6 protein-coding genes are annotated in these 16,912 nt (G+C 46.5%); 1 reads left to right on the plus strand and 5 read right to left on the minus strand.

Features of this window, described 5'->3' with window-relative positions:
• The first annotated feature begins 245 nt into the window (after window positions 1-245).
• A complete protein-coding gene (locus BC343_RS12540; protein ID WP_078348137.1) occupies window positions 246-4,388 on the plus strand; it encodes a hybrid sensor histidine kinase/response regulator transcription factor in 4,143 nt (1,380 codons plus the stop codon).
• Between the two features lie 10 nt (window positions 4,389-4,398).
• Here the strand turns inward: BC343_RS12540 and BC343_RS12545 are convergent, their stop codons facing one another.
• The 5 genes from BC343_RS12545 to BC343_RS12565 form a co-directional block, all read right to left on the minus strand.
• Window positions 4,399-6,147, minus strand: coding sequence for a hypothetical protein (locus BC343_RS12545; protein ID WP_078348138.1), 1,749 nt, complete (start codon window positions 6,145-6,147; stop codon window positions 4,399-4,401).
• Between the two features lie 98 nt (window positions 6,148-6,245).
• A complete protein-coding gene (locus BC343_RS12550) occupies window positions 6,246-7,445 on the minus strand; it encodes an IPT/TIG domain-containing protein (protein ID WP_078348139.1) in 1,200 nt (399 codons plus the stop codon).
• A 14-nt stretch (window positions 7,446-7,459) separates the two neighbouring features.
• Window positions 7,460-9,094, minus strand: coding sequence for a RagB/SusD family nutrient uptake outer membrane protein (locus BC343_RS12555; RefSeq protein ID WP_078348140.1), 1,635 nt, complete (start codon window positions 9,092-9,094; stop codon window positions 7,460-7,462).
• A 19-nt stretch (window positions 9,095-9,113) separates the two neighbouring features.
• Entirely contained in the window at window positions 9,114-12,272 is a 3,159-nt protein-coding gene (locus BC343_RS12560; protein WP_078348141.1) for a SusC/RagA family TonB-linked outer membrane protein, read from the minus strand.
• A gap of 418 nt (window positions 12,273-12,690) precedes the next feature.
• Entirely contained in the window at window positions 12,691-16,839 is a 4,149-nt protein-coding gene (locus tag BC343_RS12565; RefSeq protein ID WP_078348142.1) for a hybrid sensor histidine kinase/response regulator, read from the minus strand.
• Window positions 16,840-16,912 lie beyond the last annotated feature (73 nt).

Below are 16,912 nucleotides of genomic sequence, written 5' to 3' on the forward strand. Positions count from 1 at the left end.
CCGGAGCCGATGCCTTCAGGTATTTATCAATACATGCCATACACTTATCAGCATACAGCTAAATGCAGTGTAAAATGCTTTTACAGCAGGCAGATATGTTAATTTTAGCCCGGAGACCGAAAAACCAATTATAAAAGCCCATTAACCGTTAACTTGGCGGTTATTTAATTACAGGCTTATTTTTAATGTTATGCCAATTGCAAAGCCTGAGCCCCTTTGCGATGTAAACCGTATAAGATATTCTTATGCCTTATTTTTTACTTTCTATCCCCCGTATGGTTAAACTATCAGCTGCTTTTAAGCTAACGCGATGGCTGTCTGCTGCCGTTTTTTTATTGAGCACCATTGTGGCAAGCGGGCAAGGCAAACAGGTTGTTCAGTTCACGCACCTTACCACGGCCAACGGCTTATCGCAAAGCAGTGTGGTTTGTATTTTAAAGGACAGGTTTGGCTTTATGTGGTTCGGCACGCAGGATGGGCTTAATAAGTACGACGGCTATAAATTCAAGGTATACCGTAACGACCCTGCTGATAAGAAAAGCATCCCTAATAATAATATCCGCTGCATGCTGGAAGACCACGACGGCAACCTGTGGGTAGGCACAGTGGGCGGCGGCATGGCGCTTTACGACCGCAATACAGATTCGTTCAGCCCGATACCTACGGCGGATAAAGGCGACGAAAAGATAGGCGCTAAAATTATCAAATCTATTTACCAGGATCGGCAGCGCAACCTTTGGGTGGGTACCGTAGCGGGGGTAAACGTTTACAACTCAAAAACCAAAAAGCTGGTGCCGCATGCATTTAACTACACGCAATTAGATAACATCAATTGCATTTACGAGGATAGCTATGATAACCTATGGATAGGCACCCTCTTCGGGCTTAATAAATGGAACAAGCGCACAAACACCTTTAAACACTACAGCGCCGATACAGGGGTAAAAGGCAGCCTGAGCGCCAATACGGTAAATACCATTTATGAAGATGCCGCAGGCAAGGTTTGGATAGGCACGGTAGATGGTTTGAACTTATACGATGAAAAAACTGAAACCTTTAAAACCTACCACCGCGACCTAAGCACCCCAACCGGGCTGCGCGACAACGTGATACGTGCGCTTTATAATGATGGCAGCGGCAAGCTATGGGTAGCTACTGAGTTGGCTTTGGAACTTTTCGACCCGGTTGCCAATACCTTCACCCACTACCAACAAAGCCTGAAGGATGTGCGCAGCCTAAGCAGCAGCTCTATTTCGTCGTTATTGGTTGACGACCAGGGCATTTTGTGGGTAGGCACCTATGCCAAGGGCATCAATAAATACGATAAAAACCAGTTCAAGTTCAACCTGTACAAAAACTTTGGTACCGATGCATTAAACATCAACGCCAACATTGTAACCTCATTTAGCGAAGTACCCGATGGCGACATATGGCTGGGTACCGATGGCACCGGCCTTTACCGCTGGACGCCGCACAACAATAAATTTGAAGCCTTTAGCCCGGCAGCTAAAGACAATTATTTCCCCAGCCTGGCGGTGCTGTGCATGAAACTGAGCCGCCAAAGAGACTACCTATGGGTAGGCACTTACGATGCAGGCATGGCACGGGTAAACATCAAAACTAAAGCACGCACCTATTATAAGCCCGGTGGTGCTAATAGCCTGAACAATCAATCGGTTTATGCCTTACTGGAAGACAAACTGGGCAATATATGGATAGGTACTAATGGCGGCGGCGTAAATGTGTTTAACCCCTCTACCAATAAATTCAGCAACATTGTCTTGAAGGTTGGCAAGCATCAAAATAAAGCCAACTACATCCGTGCACTGTATGAAGATGCGCAGGGTAATATATGGATAGGCACGGTGGCGCACGGCGTTATTGTTTATAACCCGGCCACGGGCAACTACACATCGTACAGCAAGGCGGTAAATAATTTGGGCAGCGATGCCGTATTCTCCATTTTTGGCGATAGCAAAGGCAATATTTGGATAGGTACCATGGGCGGCGGCCTGTGTTTGTTTGATGCTGAACATAATAACTTTACCCGCTTTACCGAGAGCGACGGGCTGGCCAACAACATTGTTAACTGCATTGTAGAAGATAAATTCGGCTCGTTATGGCTGAGTACCGATAACGGTATTAGTTGTTTTGACCCGCTGAAGAAAACCTTTAAGAACTACACGAGCGCAAGCGGGCTGCAAAGTAATGAGTTTAGCATAGGTGCAGGTTACCGCCTGAATAACGGGCAAATTGCTTTTGGCGGTTTAGAAGGCTTCAACGTATTTATGCCGGGAAGTTTGCGGGATAATCCTAATATCCCTCCCGTGGTAATTACCGATTTCCAGCTATTTAACAAACCGGTGCCTATTACGCCGGATAAACCTCCCCTAACACAAAATATAAATACCAATCACGAGATTACGTTGGCGTACGACCAATCGGTATTTACCATTGAGTATGCGGCCCTTGGCTACACCGTGCCCGAGCGTAACCAGTATGCCTATATGCTCGAGGGTTTTGATGCCGGCTGGAACTACGTAGGCACGGAGCGCAAAACCACTTACACCAACCTGGACCCGGGCACCTACACCTTCCGGGTAAAAGCCTCCAATAACGATGGGCTTTGGAACGAGGCAGGTACTACCCTGAAGATAAACATTATGCCGCCCTTCTGGAAAACCACCTGGGCCTATTTGGTTTATATTGCAGCAGTAGCGGCTTTGTTGTATTTGCTTTACCGCGAGGTAGAATCGCGCGAGAAGTTGAAGAGCGAAGTGCACTACCAAAAACTCCTTACCGAAAAAACGAAGGAATTAAACCAACTGAAGCTAAACTTCTTCACCAACCTGTCGCATGAGCTGCGCACACCGCTCTCGCTGATACTGGACCCTTTGTGGAAGATCAAGAACGAGCATATCACTGTTACGCAGGCGAAGAAATATAGCGGACTGGTGTTTGATAACGCATCGATGCTAATGAATTTGGTGAACCAGCTTTTAGATTTCCGCAAGGTGGAGACGGGCGGCTTTAATCTCGAAGCAAGCAAAATAGATGTTATTGCTTTGGTGAAAAAAGTATTTTACGCCTTTACCGACAGGGCAAAAGAACGTAACATCAATTACTACCTCGACCTAAAGGTTGACCAGCTGGATGCCTGGATAGATACTGATAAACTGGAAAAGATACTGTATAACCTTATCCCCAATGCGTTTAAATACACGCCCGATTTTGGTGTGATCATGATACTGGTGAAACGGGGTATGATAACCATGCAGGATGGCGAACAGAAGAACGCTATAGAAATACACATTAAAGACTCGGGCGTAGGCATACCCGATGAACTGAAGAACAAGATATTCGATATTTTTTTTCAGATAAAGGGAAGTTCGCGGTTCGAAAACGAATCGAGCGGTATTGGGTTGGCGCTCACCCGCGAACTCGTGTTACTGCACAAAGGCGAGATTTTGGTTGCCGATGCCGAAAACCAGGGCACCGATTTTATTGTACGCCTGCCGGTTGGCGAAGAAAACTTCGCAACGGAAGAACTGTCGGTTCAATTACCTGCCATAACCGAAAGCAGTGCAACAAGCAACACCAGGCTTTCCGAAGAAAAAATGAGCAGCATCCCTATCGTATTAATTGTAGAAGATAACCAGGGCCTGCGCGAATACATTGCCGATGAACTGGAAGGCGCCTACCATGTAGAACAAGCGGTGAGCGGTGTTGAAGGCCTCAAAAAAGCCGTAGACCTTATCCCTGATATTGTTATCAGCGATATTATGATGCCCGATGGCGATGGCTTGGAGCTTTGCAATAAACTAAAAGCCGACGAAAAAACAAGCCATATCCCTATCATCCTGCTCACGGCCAAACAAACCGACGAAAATAAGATAGAAGGCTACAACGCCGGTGCCGACGATTACATTGCCAAACCTTTCAATGTAACGCTGCTTGCCGCGAGGATAAACAACATCCTCGAATCGCGCAAAAAGCTACGCGAACGTTTCTCCGTACATACCGATGTTTCTATCGAAGAATCGGCCATTGCTGATATTGATAAAGAGTTCTTGAAAAAGGTAGTCAAGATCATCGAAGACAACCTCTCCTACCTCAATTTTGATATCGATAAACTGGCTACGGCCTTAAAAATGAGCAGGCGGCAATTATATCGCAAGCTCAACGCGCTTACCAACCAAACCGCGCACGATTTTATTACCAACACCCGGTTGGAACACGCCGCGGCATTGCTGCTAACCGGCGAGTTCACCATATCCGAGATTGGGTATAAAGTTGGTTTCTCTGAGCCGTCGAACTTCAGCCGGTCTTTCACCAAAAAGTTTGGTAAAAGCCCTAAGAAGTATTTATCGGATCAGAAGGTGGTGTAACTGAGCCCGATTACTTTTTATCGGCCACTAAAAACACAACACCATACGCAGGCACGGCCACTTTTATACCACCGCTTGTTGACGAAGAATATGCAGCAAGCGATGTGTAATTTGCCGGCCCTCCTACTGCACCCGCCGGGCCGTTGTTGTTTATTAATACCTTGCCCGAAAATGGTGCGTTATCCGTGCCGCCTTTTAGGGTATAGTAGATATAATTGCTGCCGGTATAATAGTTTTTAAAATTGATGTTTACCACCTTGTCTGCATTACTTTTATTAATAAGCGTAACGCCGGCCTCGCCCGAATTAAAAGATGAGGCATAGCTTATAATATCGTTACTCCCTGTTACCGAAGAACTGATCATCCTGTCGCCAAAGTATTTTTGGAAATAATACAGGTAATAAAAAGCCGGGCGGGGCGTAAAGTTTGCAACGCCATCCTGATTGTAGGAGAAAAGGCCATGGTCGTTACCATCGCTGCCACCGTTCGCCAAATCCCAGCGGCAAGCCATGCTGAACTGGTTTTTGATGAGTTCGCCTAAGGTTAGCACCGCGTGTACACCACAAATAGAAGACACTTGCTGCCTGGAGCCTGTTGAAAATATATTCCACTCATCCAATGCCAATGGCTTTAGCGGAGCACCCGCAGCCTGCGCCGACTGGTTCACCCAACTAACCATTGATGCCGTGTGGGCGGCCGGTGTGGCCAGTATAACCTCGGGTGTAGAGTTTTGGTTATAGGGCGTGTAATAATTGTGCACCACATAAAAATCGGGAGAAGCGCCGGCGGCAGCCATTACACCTGCATTCCAGTCTTTACCGCCCGTGCTGTTATTTTTATCATCGGTTTCGGTAACTACTGCGCCAATTTTTATAGTTGCGCCAACCTCAGCAGCAGCCTTCCGCATCGAATCGGCAAAAACCTTAAAGTGCGTACCGTAAAGCTGCCCGGTTATAATCTCCGGTTGCCCGTCTTTGTTCTTGCTTACATCAATACGGTAACCAGCTTCCCAGTTGCCGAAGTTCTCATTCCCCACCTCCCACAGTTTGGTACGGCCATTATCCTTTCGCACCCACTGGGCAGCGTAATGCGCAGCGGTTTCTACAGGGTGCTCGCTTAAACCGTAGCGCGCATACCCATAGTTTACGGTGATAATACCGGTACTGTTGGATTTTTGCAGCAGGGCATAATAATTATCTAACGTCATCGACCAGCTATCGGTAACCTTACCGCTCCAATAACCGGTGGAGGCATCGGGCGTACCATCGGCTTTTAATAGCTGTGCGGGTACATCTGTTGGTTTACTGCCGGCGGGCAAGTCGTAAAAGTAAATATCGGATATACTACCTCCCGGTGCCCTGATAATATTTGGCGACAGGTTGCTGATGTTTTGTACCAGCCCGGCATCTGTATACTGGCCGGTGAAGGGATTGGCATTATTGCCAAACAAGTTTTTAGATACTTTAGATATTACCTGTGCAAAATCGGCGGTAACGTTTATGGTTGTTGCCGCAGTTGGTTTTTCCGCGTTCACCGTACCCGGTTTTGCAAACGTTTTGCCCGCCCATCCATCCAGAAAAAAGCCTTGCGATACCGCCAAACCCGGGTCGGTTGGTGATGTGATGGGGCCGGTAGCACCGCCATTACCTGCTTCCACCGCCGTTACAATTGTGGTATCGGGTTTGGTTTCCTTTTTACAGCCCGTGAACGTTATCAGGGCAATTAATATGGCGTACATGTATGTTATCTTCAATTTCATTTGTTTAGGCAATGCCCGGTTATTTCATAAAAAAGGCCATCATCCTTGCTGCTATTGCCCGCAACGGATGACGGCCATGTAGGGGAATTATTAACGAGTTATATAATACCTATATCATCCAGGTACCACAGCGTAGTGTTGCCACTAAACTCCTGGAACACAATTGAAGTAAAATTCTTAGGTGCCGAACCGCCCGCAGGTGCAAAGGCCGACATTGGTATGTTGAAACTTGTCCAGACGCCTTCTTTTACCACAATAGATACAGCAACGCTGAAGTTGTAATCCAGTATAACATGTATCACTTTGTTATCGCTGCCCTTACCGCCGTAAACCGACATTTTAATGCTTTTTACAACCGGGATATCGCCGGGTGCCTGCAGCACAAAACCATCGTAACCGCCTGCGTATTGCACTTTAATAGATTTGCTGCCACGCAATACATTAGTAGTATTGTTATTATCGGGCGAGTTGCTCCAACCATAATCCGACCAGCCGTTTTTGAACTCATCATCGAACCCTAACTGCGTAAAACCAAATGGTACAGTACTGAAAGTTTCTACATTGTTTGTTGGGTTATAGCCGTTAGATGCCAATGGGCCTGTAGTAGTACCGCCACCTAATGAAGCCGTTGTGGTAAGCGATATTTCGTTTGGCCCGGTTAAACCTGCGGGCACCTTTACGGTAGCCTGAGTTGCAGTAGACGAAACAATTTCGGCGGCCGTTGTACCAAATTTAACACTGCTTAAACCATTGAAAGTGGTGCCTTTAATGGTGATGAGGTCGCCGGCGTTACCCGCTGTAAAGTTTACCGAGGATATAGACGGGAAAGGTTGCTCTATAATAAAATCGAACTCCACCTCGCCGTGCTGGGTAACCACTTTAAGTTTATTAGGCGTGCTTGCATCGCTAAAAGGCACATCGGTTGGTATGGTGAGGATGATGCTCTTATCTGTACTTAAGGCAGTGTTGAAGTAAACCTCTACCCCATTAATATAGATGTGCGTAGCGGAGCCTAAATTGGTCCCCACAATCATGTAAGGCGTATAAATTTTACCTGAAGTGGTGGTAGAATCGAATGGTACCGGCCGGTGCTCATCGTACGTTAAGGACGAATCGAGCGTAAGGCGGTGTTCTATCGATACCAGGGTATCTTTAGTTAGTGTACGTACACGGGTAATAGTTGGCGCACCTGTACCGTAGTTGGCGGTATTATCTTTTTTGCACGATTGTACTGCAATAGTTACCAGCACTGCCAGTAACAAGTGCAGGTATTTAGGTGTATTGAATATCTTTTTCATGTTAACAGGCTTTATTATTTAAATACATAAGGAACCGGTGGATCCAATAATTTAGGGTCGGTAGCAGTTTCGCTTTGCGGGTACGGGAACACAAAGAATGAGCTCTGCGCTACGTTCTTTTGGCTATAAACTACCGGCGGTGTATCGTTGCTGAAAGTGCCGCGCTCCTGGTTACTTAAAATAGCAACTGCTTTAGGGTGGTTCACGTTAATGATACCGTCCCATCCGTCGATACGTCCCAAATCGAACCAGTAATCAAACTCAAATGCAAGCTCCATCCGGCGCTCGTGCAGGATATCATTTTTGGTGAACGATGTTACGGTATTTAAACCCGCACGATTACGTATCATGTTATAATACCTTAATGCAAGCGGATCGCTGGTGCTGGCGTTTGTACCTAAAATAGATTCAGCGGCTATCAGCAACACTTCGGCATAGCGCATTAGGTAGGTGTTATTAGCCGCAGATTGCGCTGCGCCAACTCCACCGTTATCTGCCGGTGTACCAACCACATACTTTTTCATACCGGCTTTGGTACCTTGTGAGTTTACGTTATCAGGCACAGTGAAGCCGCCTTCCGCCTGGTTTATTTCGGGATACTTATCGCCCGCCAGCATGATGGTTGCATGTTTGCGGTTGTCGCCCGGCTCGTAAGCGCGTTGCAAATCAATAGTTGGCCCCATTACCGAATAGCCGTCGCCGGTACCGGTAACGCCACTAATAGCCCATGATGCCTGTATAGAGTTACCATGCCCATAGGATGCGCCGCCGGCCCATTGCAGTGCCGCAACAGATTCTTCGTTGTTGTTATTGGCGGTTTTAAAAAGGTCGTCGTATAGCTTCCCGTCAACCAGGCCGGTGTAGCCACCTGCTGCAACTTGCGCATCGTTAATGTAACCGCGGTATAATTTAAACTCGCCGCTGTTTATCACTTTCTCCGCTTCGGCACGGGCGTTGGTGTAATCTTCCATGTACAAGTACACTTTAGATAACAGTGCCGATGCCGAGCCGCTTGACACATGGCCCTGCGCCTGGTTTGCCCCGTTGCGGGTCATTTTGGTGCAATTGGCTTCGGCAAACTTCAAATCGTTAATAATAAATTTGTATACATCAGCTACCGGGTTGGTATTCAGCTGAAAGTTGGTCACATAATCCTCGCTGTTTTCTATAATGGGCACATTTCCCCAAAGCCTTACAATGTGGAAGTAGGCAATAGCGCGCATAAAATGTGCTTCGCCAAGCGCGTTATTCATAACTGCTCTATCCACCGATGCCGGTGCTTTAGGCACGTTATTGATAACCGCGTTTGATTGCGCAACAACCGTAAACAGGGAATTCCAGGCATCGGCAAGGCGGGGGTTAATATTGGTAAGCGAGAAATTGAACAGGCTGATAACGTCATCAGAATACGTACGCCCGTTACCGCCGGCCAGTTCGGTTATGGCCCAGCCGGCTTTGTTGTTCCAGTTGAACCATGGCGAGTTGTACAGCGCGTTGGTGCTGGCCGCAACCTGCTCATTGGTTTTGTAAAAGTTATCTACCGTAATGGCATCTTCGGGCGCGCGGTTAAAGAAATCCTTCTTACAGCCGGTTACACCTATCACGCTCATCGCCGCAAGGCTTATAAAATATTTTATATGTTTTTTCATCTCAAATTCTCCTAATAGATTAAAATTCAGCGTTGATACCAAAGGTTACCGTACGTGGCGAAGGATACCTGCCCAGGTCGATATTGGTTAAAAACACGTTTTGGTTCATGGCGCCTATCTCGGGGTCTAAGCCTTTGTATTTGGTGAACGTGTACAGGTTTTGGCCATTGGCAAATACCTTAAGCCTATTCATCTTTATTTTGCGCGTCCATTGCTGCGGCAGGTTCCAGGCCAGGTTTACATTCTGTATCCTGAGGTACGAGCCGCTTTCCAAAAACCTGTCAGACGTGAACAGGTTGGGGTTATCCAACCCGCCACGCGGCGCAGGTATATTAGATGTAGGGTTGCTCGGGCTCCAGAAGTTGGCTGATGACTGTAGTTGGTTAACATACAAGCCCGATAGGCCTGCGGTAGTGTAGTTCAATGCGTTCAATATTTTGGCACCGTACGAGCCACTCAGGAAAACACTCAGGTCGACCGATTTGTAAGAGAATGTATTGGTAATACCGTAAGTGAATTTAGGATTAGGATTGCCCAGGTAGGTTTGGTCTTTCTCGTCTATCTTACCATCGTTATTCAAATCTTTATACCTGATATCGCCCAACCAGGTGCCTGTAGCGCTGCGCTCGATAGGGCGGCCAAATTGCGGTATAGAACTTGCCAGTTCGGCATCGCTTTTAAATATACCATCGGTTACGTAGCCATAAAATTCGCCTACGGCCTGCCCTACTGCTGTGCGGGTAACGCCCCTGCTTAAAAAGCCATTGGCAATGTTACCGGCAATAAATGGCGTACCGTTGGCCAGCGAAAGCACCTTGTTTTTGTAGTGAGAGAAGACGAGGGTGGTGTTCCATCTGAAATCTTTACTTGCAATATTCCTGCTGTTGATAGAGAACTCGAAGCCTTTGTTACTCAGTTTACCCGAGTTAAAGTAAGGCGGGTTTACGCCACCCAAATACGAGCCGCCCGCGCCTTCGCCCACCAAAAATGCAGGTAAAGCCGCCTGGAAAAGGAAGTTTTTAGAAGTACGGTCGTAATAGTCGGCCGATGCCTCTATCCTATTGTTAAACAAACTAAAATCGATACCGAAATCGGTTTGAATACCCGATTCCCAAGTAAGGTTGGCGTTGGCAATCTTGTCGATAAGGAAGCCTGTACCAAAGCCTGTTGCCGATGGCTTAAGCGCAGCACCATACAGGTAATTCGGTACGTTTTGGTTACCCACCTGGCCATAGCTGGCGCGAAGTTTTATATTGTCTGCAACGCCTTTAACGCCGGCCATAAACTTCTCTTCGGATAAGCGCCACGATATGGCCAACGATGGAAAGAAGCCGGTTTGGTGCCCTTCAGAAAACTTAGAAGACCTATCTGAACGGCCGGTAGCAGTAAGGCTATATTTGCCATTGTAGGTATACACTATACGCGCAATACCCGATTGCATCGACTGGCTGCCTTTATACTCATCCACCCGTGCCGATTTGGCATCGCCGAGGTTAAGTGTCTGCAGATCGTTGCTGTAGAAGCTTTGGGCAAAAGCGCCGATGCCATTCCATTGCGCCTCGTTAACCTCGTAACCCAAAGTGGCATAAATATTATGTTTTGCAGCGAAGGTGTGGTTGTAAGAGAAATACTCTTTCCAGCCCCAATAGTACTGGCTCTGCCACGACTCGTTAAGCGTTGCCGTTTTGTTTACAAAGCCGCCCCATGCATAAGTAGGGTTAAATTGCAGCGCTTTAGACCAATTGAAGTCGCCGTTAACTTCCGAGCGAAGGGTCAGGTCGCGGTATAGCTTCAGATCTGCATACAGGCTGCTGTTAACGTTATGCCTAACCAGCGTATTGGTTAATGACAATGCTTGTGCAACGGGGTTAATAGTACCGCCGGTAGCGTTTGGACCGGTTGTTATAGGACCGGCAAAGGTACCATCGGGGTTTCTCACCGCTACATCGGGTGCGCTTAACAAGGCGGTGTAAATAATACCATTGTTATCGCTCAACCCGCGGTTTTCTTCGGCGCGACTGCCGCCTATTACGGCACCAAACTTAAGCCACTCTTTTACCTGCGAGTTGATGTTTGAGCGCAGGCTGTAGCGTTTGTATTTGCTGCCCAAAATGGTTCCGTCCTGGTTAAAATAACCGCCTGAAACGTAATAGTCGGTACCATCCTTACCGCCCGAAACCGATAATTGATGGCTCTGCTGCGGTGCGGTGCGAAAAACCTCGTTCTGCCAGTTGGTGCCCAATCCTAAAAGCTCAGGCGAGGCAAACTCCGACCTACGCGCGACCTGCACATTATCGGCAAGGGCATTTTGCAAGGCGGCATATTGCTGCAGGTTCATCATAGGCAAAAATTTGCCCTGTTGCTGAAAGCCGTAGTAGCTATCGTACCCTATACGGGCATTTCCGTTTTTACCACGTTTTGTAGTGACGATAATTACACCGTTAGAACCGCGCGAACCGTAAATTGCGGTTGAAGATGCGTCTTTCAATACGTCGATAGATTCGATATCACTTGGGTTTATCAATGATAAAGGGCTAACGGCTACTTCATCGTTATTACCCAAAGCAGCTGAACGCCCACTGGTAGCGCGGTTGTTGGCATCGCCAAAAATGGGTACGCCATCAATTACATACAAAGGTTCGTTAGAACCCGACAGTGAAGATATACCACGAATATGCACCGATGTTTGGCTACCCGGCGCGCCGGAGTTTTGCGTAACAGTAACGCCCGCAACCCTGCCTTGTAATAATTGATCTACGCTGGGTTGAGGCACGTTTGCAAAATCGCTTGCTTTTAATGAGGATATTGCGCCGTTTACGTCCTGCCTTTTTTGCTGGCCGTAGCCAATAACTACCACATCAGACAAGGCGGTAGATACACTGATTAAAGTAACGTTGATAACGGTTCGTTTACCGATAACTACATCCTGGGTTTTCATCCCGATGAAAGAGAAGGTAAGTTCGGTAGTGCCGGCGCGTACGCTGAGGCTGTAATTACCATCCTTGTCTGTGATCGCGGCCGACTGGCTGTTTTTAGCTCGTACAGATACGCCCGGCAGGGTTAGCCTTTTTTCGTCGCTCACGGTCCCCTTGATTACCGTGGACGCGGTTTGCGCCCCTGCCCGCGGGCATACAAAAAGCGACAAAAACAGCAGTGCCATTAGTAGAATTTTTCGCATAATGATTGGTTAAATTGTTAATTGGTTTATTGTTAATTTTTGGTTATACGTGTTAAAACAACACCAATTTGCCAACGCATATATGCGCAACGCGAGGCACAGAAAAGTATGCTTAACTGTTAGCTTAACGCGATGCCTGTAATGCTTTGCAGGCGCCTGCTTCAATAAAATTGTAAAACTTTTTTAGGAGTGTTTACCCTGCATGCCTTGTGCGGTTGCAGCAAATTGGTTTTGTTGAAAGTAAAAGTATGAGGAGGGCAACTACCGGTTGTGGATTAATAGGGGCACAAATGTCAACCTTAATTAAGTATTTAATTTTCAATAAATTAAATACTTAACAGACAAGCAAATATAGATAAAATGATAAAACAAAGTTACAAATGTGTACCCAAAGGCTTGGGCAAGCAACTTGTTTTAGCTACTGCTGTTCCGCTTCTTCGGCGGCATCGTGGTACTTAGAGGGGATGCTATTGAACTCTTCCTTAAACATCTTCACAAAATACTTTTGGCTTTTAAAGCCCACTTTATGGCATACCTGCGAAATGGTTAAATGCCCCGACTCCAGCAACTGTGCGGCGCGTTTCATCCGCATAGAGCGGACGAACTCGTTGGGGGTTTTACCCGTCATGGCGAGTATTTTTTTATAGAGGGTGTAGCGGCTTACAAAAACCTCGCTGCTTAGTTCCTCTACAGAAAAATTGGGGTTAGATATATTTTTATCTATCAACACCAAAACCTTTTTAAAGAAGGCCTCATCCGGTGAATCAGTAACCATTTCGCTTGGGTTTACCTCTACCTGCTTAGTATAGGTTTTCCGCATGCTTTCCTGCTGGCTCAGGATGTTTTTTATTTTCGATTGCAGGATATCGAAATTGAATGGTTTAGTCAGGTAATCGGTAGCACCTGTTTCCAGGCCTTTCAGTTGCTGGTCTTCCCCGGTCATGGCGGTGAGTAGTATCACGGGGATGTGCGATGTACGTTTGTCGGCCTTTATTTTTACACAAAGGTCGATGCCGTTCATTTCGGGCATAGTAATATCACTCACAATTAAATTGGGGTGCTGCGCAAGTGCTTTTTGCCAGCCCTTCTTACCGTTTTCGGCTTCGATAACGTTAAATGCTGATGACAGATTATCCTTGATATAAAACCGCAGTTCGTCGTTATCTTCTACCAATAATACGGTTTGCTTTTTGCTATCGCGTTTATCCTTTTGTTCTAATAAAGCAGGCACTACTTCCACAGCAGGCTCGTACGATTCATGAACGGGGGCATCGCTACCGCTGCCGCCTGCTATGCGGATAACAGGCAATAAAACAGTAAAGCAACTGCCCTTATCAGGCTCACTCTCTACGGTTATTTCGCCTCCCTGTAGTTTTATAAATTCTTTGGTGATAGATAAACCTATCCCGCTACCCTGGTTCAGCATCGAATCGGGCAGATCGTTTTGAAAGAATGGGTCAAAAATTAGGGCCAGCTTATCTTTGGGCATACCTATACCTGTATCTGCAACCTTAATTTCAAGGCGTTGCTGCCCTTTATCATCGCCCTCCACCACCGTTAACATAACGCTTACGCTACCGCCCTCGAGTGTAAATTTATACGCATTAGAGAGCAGGTTGAACATAATGCGTTCCATCTTGTCGTGATCGAAGCAGGTGTGATACGCCGCCACTTCCGAATCGAAAATAAAGCGGATGTGCTTTTGCTCGGCCACATCGGTAAACGCAAAGGAAAGGTCTTTAATAAAGCTGATAATGTCGCCATTAGTTTTTTGCAGTTTCAACTGCTGGTGCTCCATTTTCCTGAAATCGAGCAATTGGTTTACCAGATTAAGCAAGCGTTTGGCGTTGCGGTTTACTGTTAGCAGCTGGCGTTTCACCTCAGGCTCGTCCACCTGCTGTATAACCTTATCTACCGGAGCCATAATTAGCGATAGCGGTGTACGAAACTCGTGGCTTACGTTCGTGAGGAATTTTATCTTCATCAGGTCAAGCTCGTGCATGCGCTGAGCCTCACCCCTTTCTTTTTCAATAGCAAATTGCGCACGCAGCTTCCGGATACCCCGCTGCCTGATGTACAATAAGGTACCAATGGCCAGCAACACATAAAAGGCATAGGCCCCGGTGGTTTTCCAAAATGGCGGTGCGATATGAATATTCAGTGTTAATTCGCGCCTGTACCAGCGCTCATTGCTGCCTGCACGCACACGGAAAGTGTAATAGCCCGGGTCGAGGTTGGTGTAACCGGCCCGGCGGATGTTGTTGTCGGCATTTATCCAATCTTTATCAAACCCTTGCATGCGGTATTGATATTTCACCTTTCCGGGATTAAAGTAATTCAGCGCAGCAAACTCTATAGCAAATACGTTATCATCATAATTCAGCTCCAGCTCGTTAAGCATACTTATCGATTTTGGCAGCAACACCCTGCCGTTTATCTTCTCGCCAACGCCGGCACTTTTATTAAACACCTGGAAATCGGTAAATATCAACTCAGGCTCTTTCAGAGTGCTGTTTATGCCCGATGGTTTAAATACATTAAAACCATTACCACCACCAAAAAGCAATTCGCCATCACGAGTTTTTAACGAGGAGTTTTCAGAATACTCCCGCCCCTGCAAACCCTCCGCCTCGTTATAATTCACAAACCTGAACTTCAGCTTACTACCGCTCCTGTCGACAAATATGCTGGATAGGCCATTGGGCGTGCTTGCCCATATATTATTGCGGCTTACTTGTTGCATATCAATAACTGTATTATCGGGCAGGCCGTCTCGCTTGTTCAGGTTAGTAAAATCGCCCGTGCGATAGTCGAATATGCTGATGCCTTCGCGCGTACTGATCCATATTAAACCGTCGGTATCCTCCAGTATATTGTTGGTATTATTGTTTATAAGGCTATTGGGCTTCGTATCATCGTGCAAAAAGTGCAAAAACCTATGATCTTTTTTCACCAGCAGGTCCAACCCGTAGGCGGTAACTATCCACACGTTTCTGCGGCTATCCTCAATTACTGCACTGATGTAGTTTGAGTGCAGCGAGTTCTTACTCATATCGCCATCAAACCGGTATGCGGCAACTACATTCCGTTTTTTATCCAACACGTTTAGCCCGGCAGATAGCGTGCCCACCAACAGGTTACCCTCGCTATCCTCGTTAATGGAGTTAACGCGGTCTTCAGATATGGTATTTGCATCGCCCTCGGTGTGTTTATAATGCCTGAAGGTGCTCCCATCAAAACGATCTAACCCGCCGTAATAGGTGCCTATCCAAAGCATCCGCTCATGGTCTATAAAAAGCTTTACAATGACGTTATTTGTAAGGCTGTTTTTGTTGGTTGTGCTGTGCAGGTATTGTTTAAAGGTGCCGGCTTTCCGGTCCCAATAAATAAGCCCGCCGCCGTTAGTACCTATCCATATATTGCCTGCAGCATCCTCGGCAAAGGTGTTTACATCGCTAAACGGCAAGCTCCCCTTGTCCGACAAATGGTGGGTATAACTGGCAAACTTGATAATGTTTTGGTGATAATAGCTAATGCCGCGTTTGTAGCTTCCGCACCATATAATGCCCGCATCATCTTTATAAAGGCAGGTAATACTATTTTGCCCGAGGGATTTATCGTCGTCTTCCCTATTGAGCAAGTACTCTGTTTTTAAGTCCTTTTTGTTGATGAGGTTTATACCGCCATGGTCGGTAGCTATCCACATCCGGCCCTGGTTGTCCTGGGTAACGTCGGATATTACATCGGTATTGAGGCAGCCGGGGCCTTTTAAAAAATGCTTAAAAACATGCTTATCGAGGCTTATATAGTAAACACCCTTAGAAAAACTGGGCACAAAAGCCCATACATCGTCCTGCTTATCTATAAATATTTTATAGCCCGAACTTAAGCCCGGCGGCAACTGCCCCAAATGGAAACGCAGGTTTACTTTATAGGTTTTAGGGTCCAATCGTTCCAGTATGCCCAAGCCCGACGACACCCAGATATTGCCTTTAGAATCTACCGATAGATCGGTTACCAGGTTCGATGAAATAGTGGTGGTATCAGCATCGTTATGAAGCAGGTTTATGGTTTGTTTGGTTATCTGGTCGTACTTAAACAAACCCTGGCTTTTATTATGTTGCAGGAACCAAAAATTGCCGAACCTATCTTTCTTCAGGGCCAAAATATAGGTATCGTACACCTTTATTTTGTACATAAAGGTTTTCAGGTTTTGGCTAAACTTTTCGGTAGCGGGGTCGTAAATATTAAAGCCGGTGCGGGTTTCTATCCACAATTTATCTTCGGGGCCCGGCGTAATGCTCATGATGTAATCATCGTTAAGGCTGGTGGTATCGCCGGTGATGTGCTTAAAGGTTTTAAAGCGGTAACCATCGTACTTATTGAGGCCCGATAGCGTGCCTATCCACATAAAACCGCGTTTATCCTTGTAAATACAATTCACCTGGTTATGCGATAGCCCGTTGCCAATACCAAGCCGCGAAAACCTGAACTGGCTGTTTTGGGCCACAGCCGTACCAACTACAAAGTGCAGCAAAATAAACAGCAGTACCCGTGTTGGCTTCATCAGGATATTAATAATATAATTGGTTTTATCCCACGGTTAATGGGATCTTAAATATAGAATTAATATTGATGAA

Origin of the sequence: Mucilaginibacter pedocola (assembly GCF_002013915.1) — a bacterium.
In the GTDB taxonomy this organism is placed as follows: domain Bacteria; phylum Bacteroidota; class Bacteroidia; order Sphingobacteriales; family Sphingobacteriaceae; genus Mucilaginibacter; species Mucilaginibacter pedocola.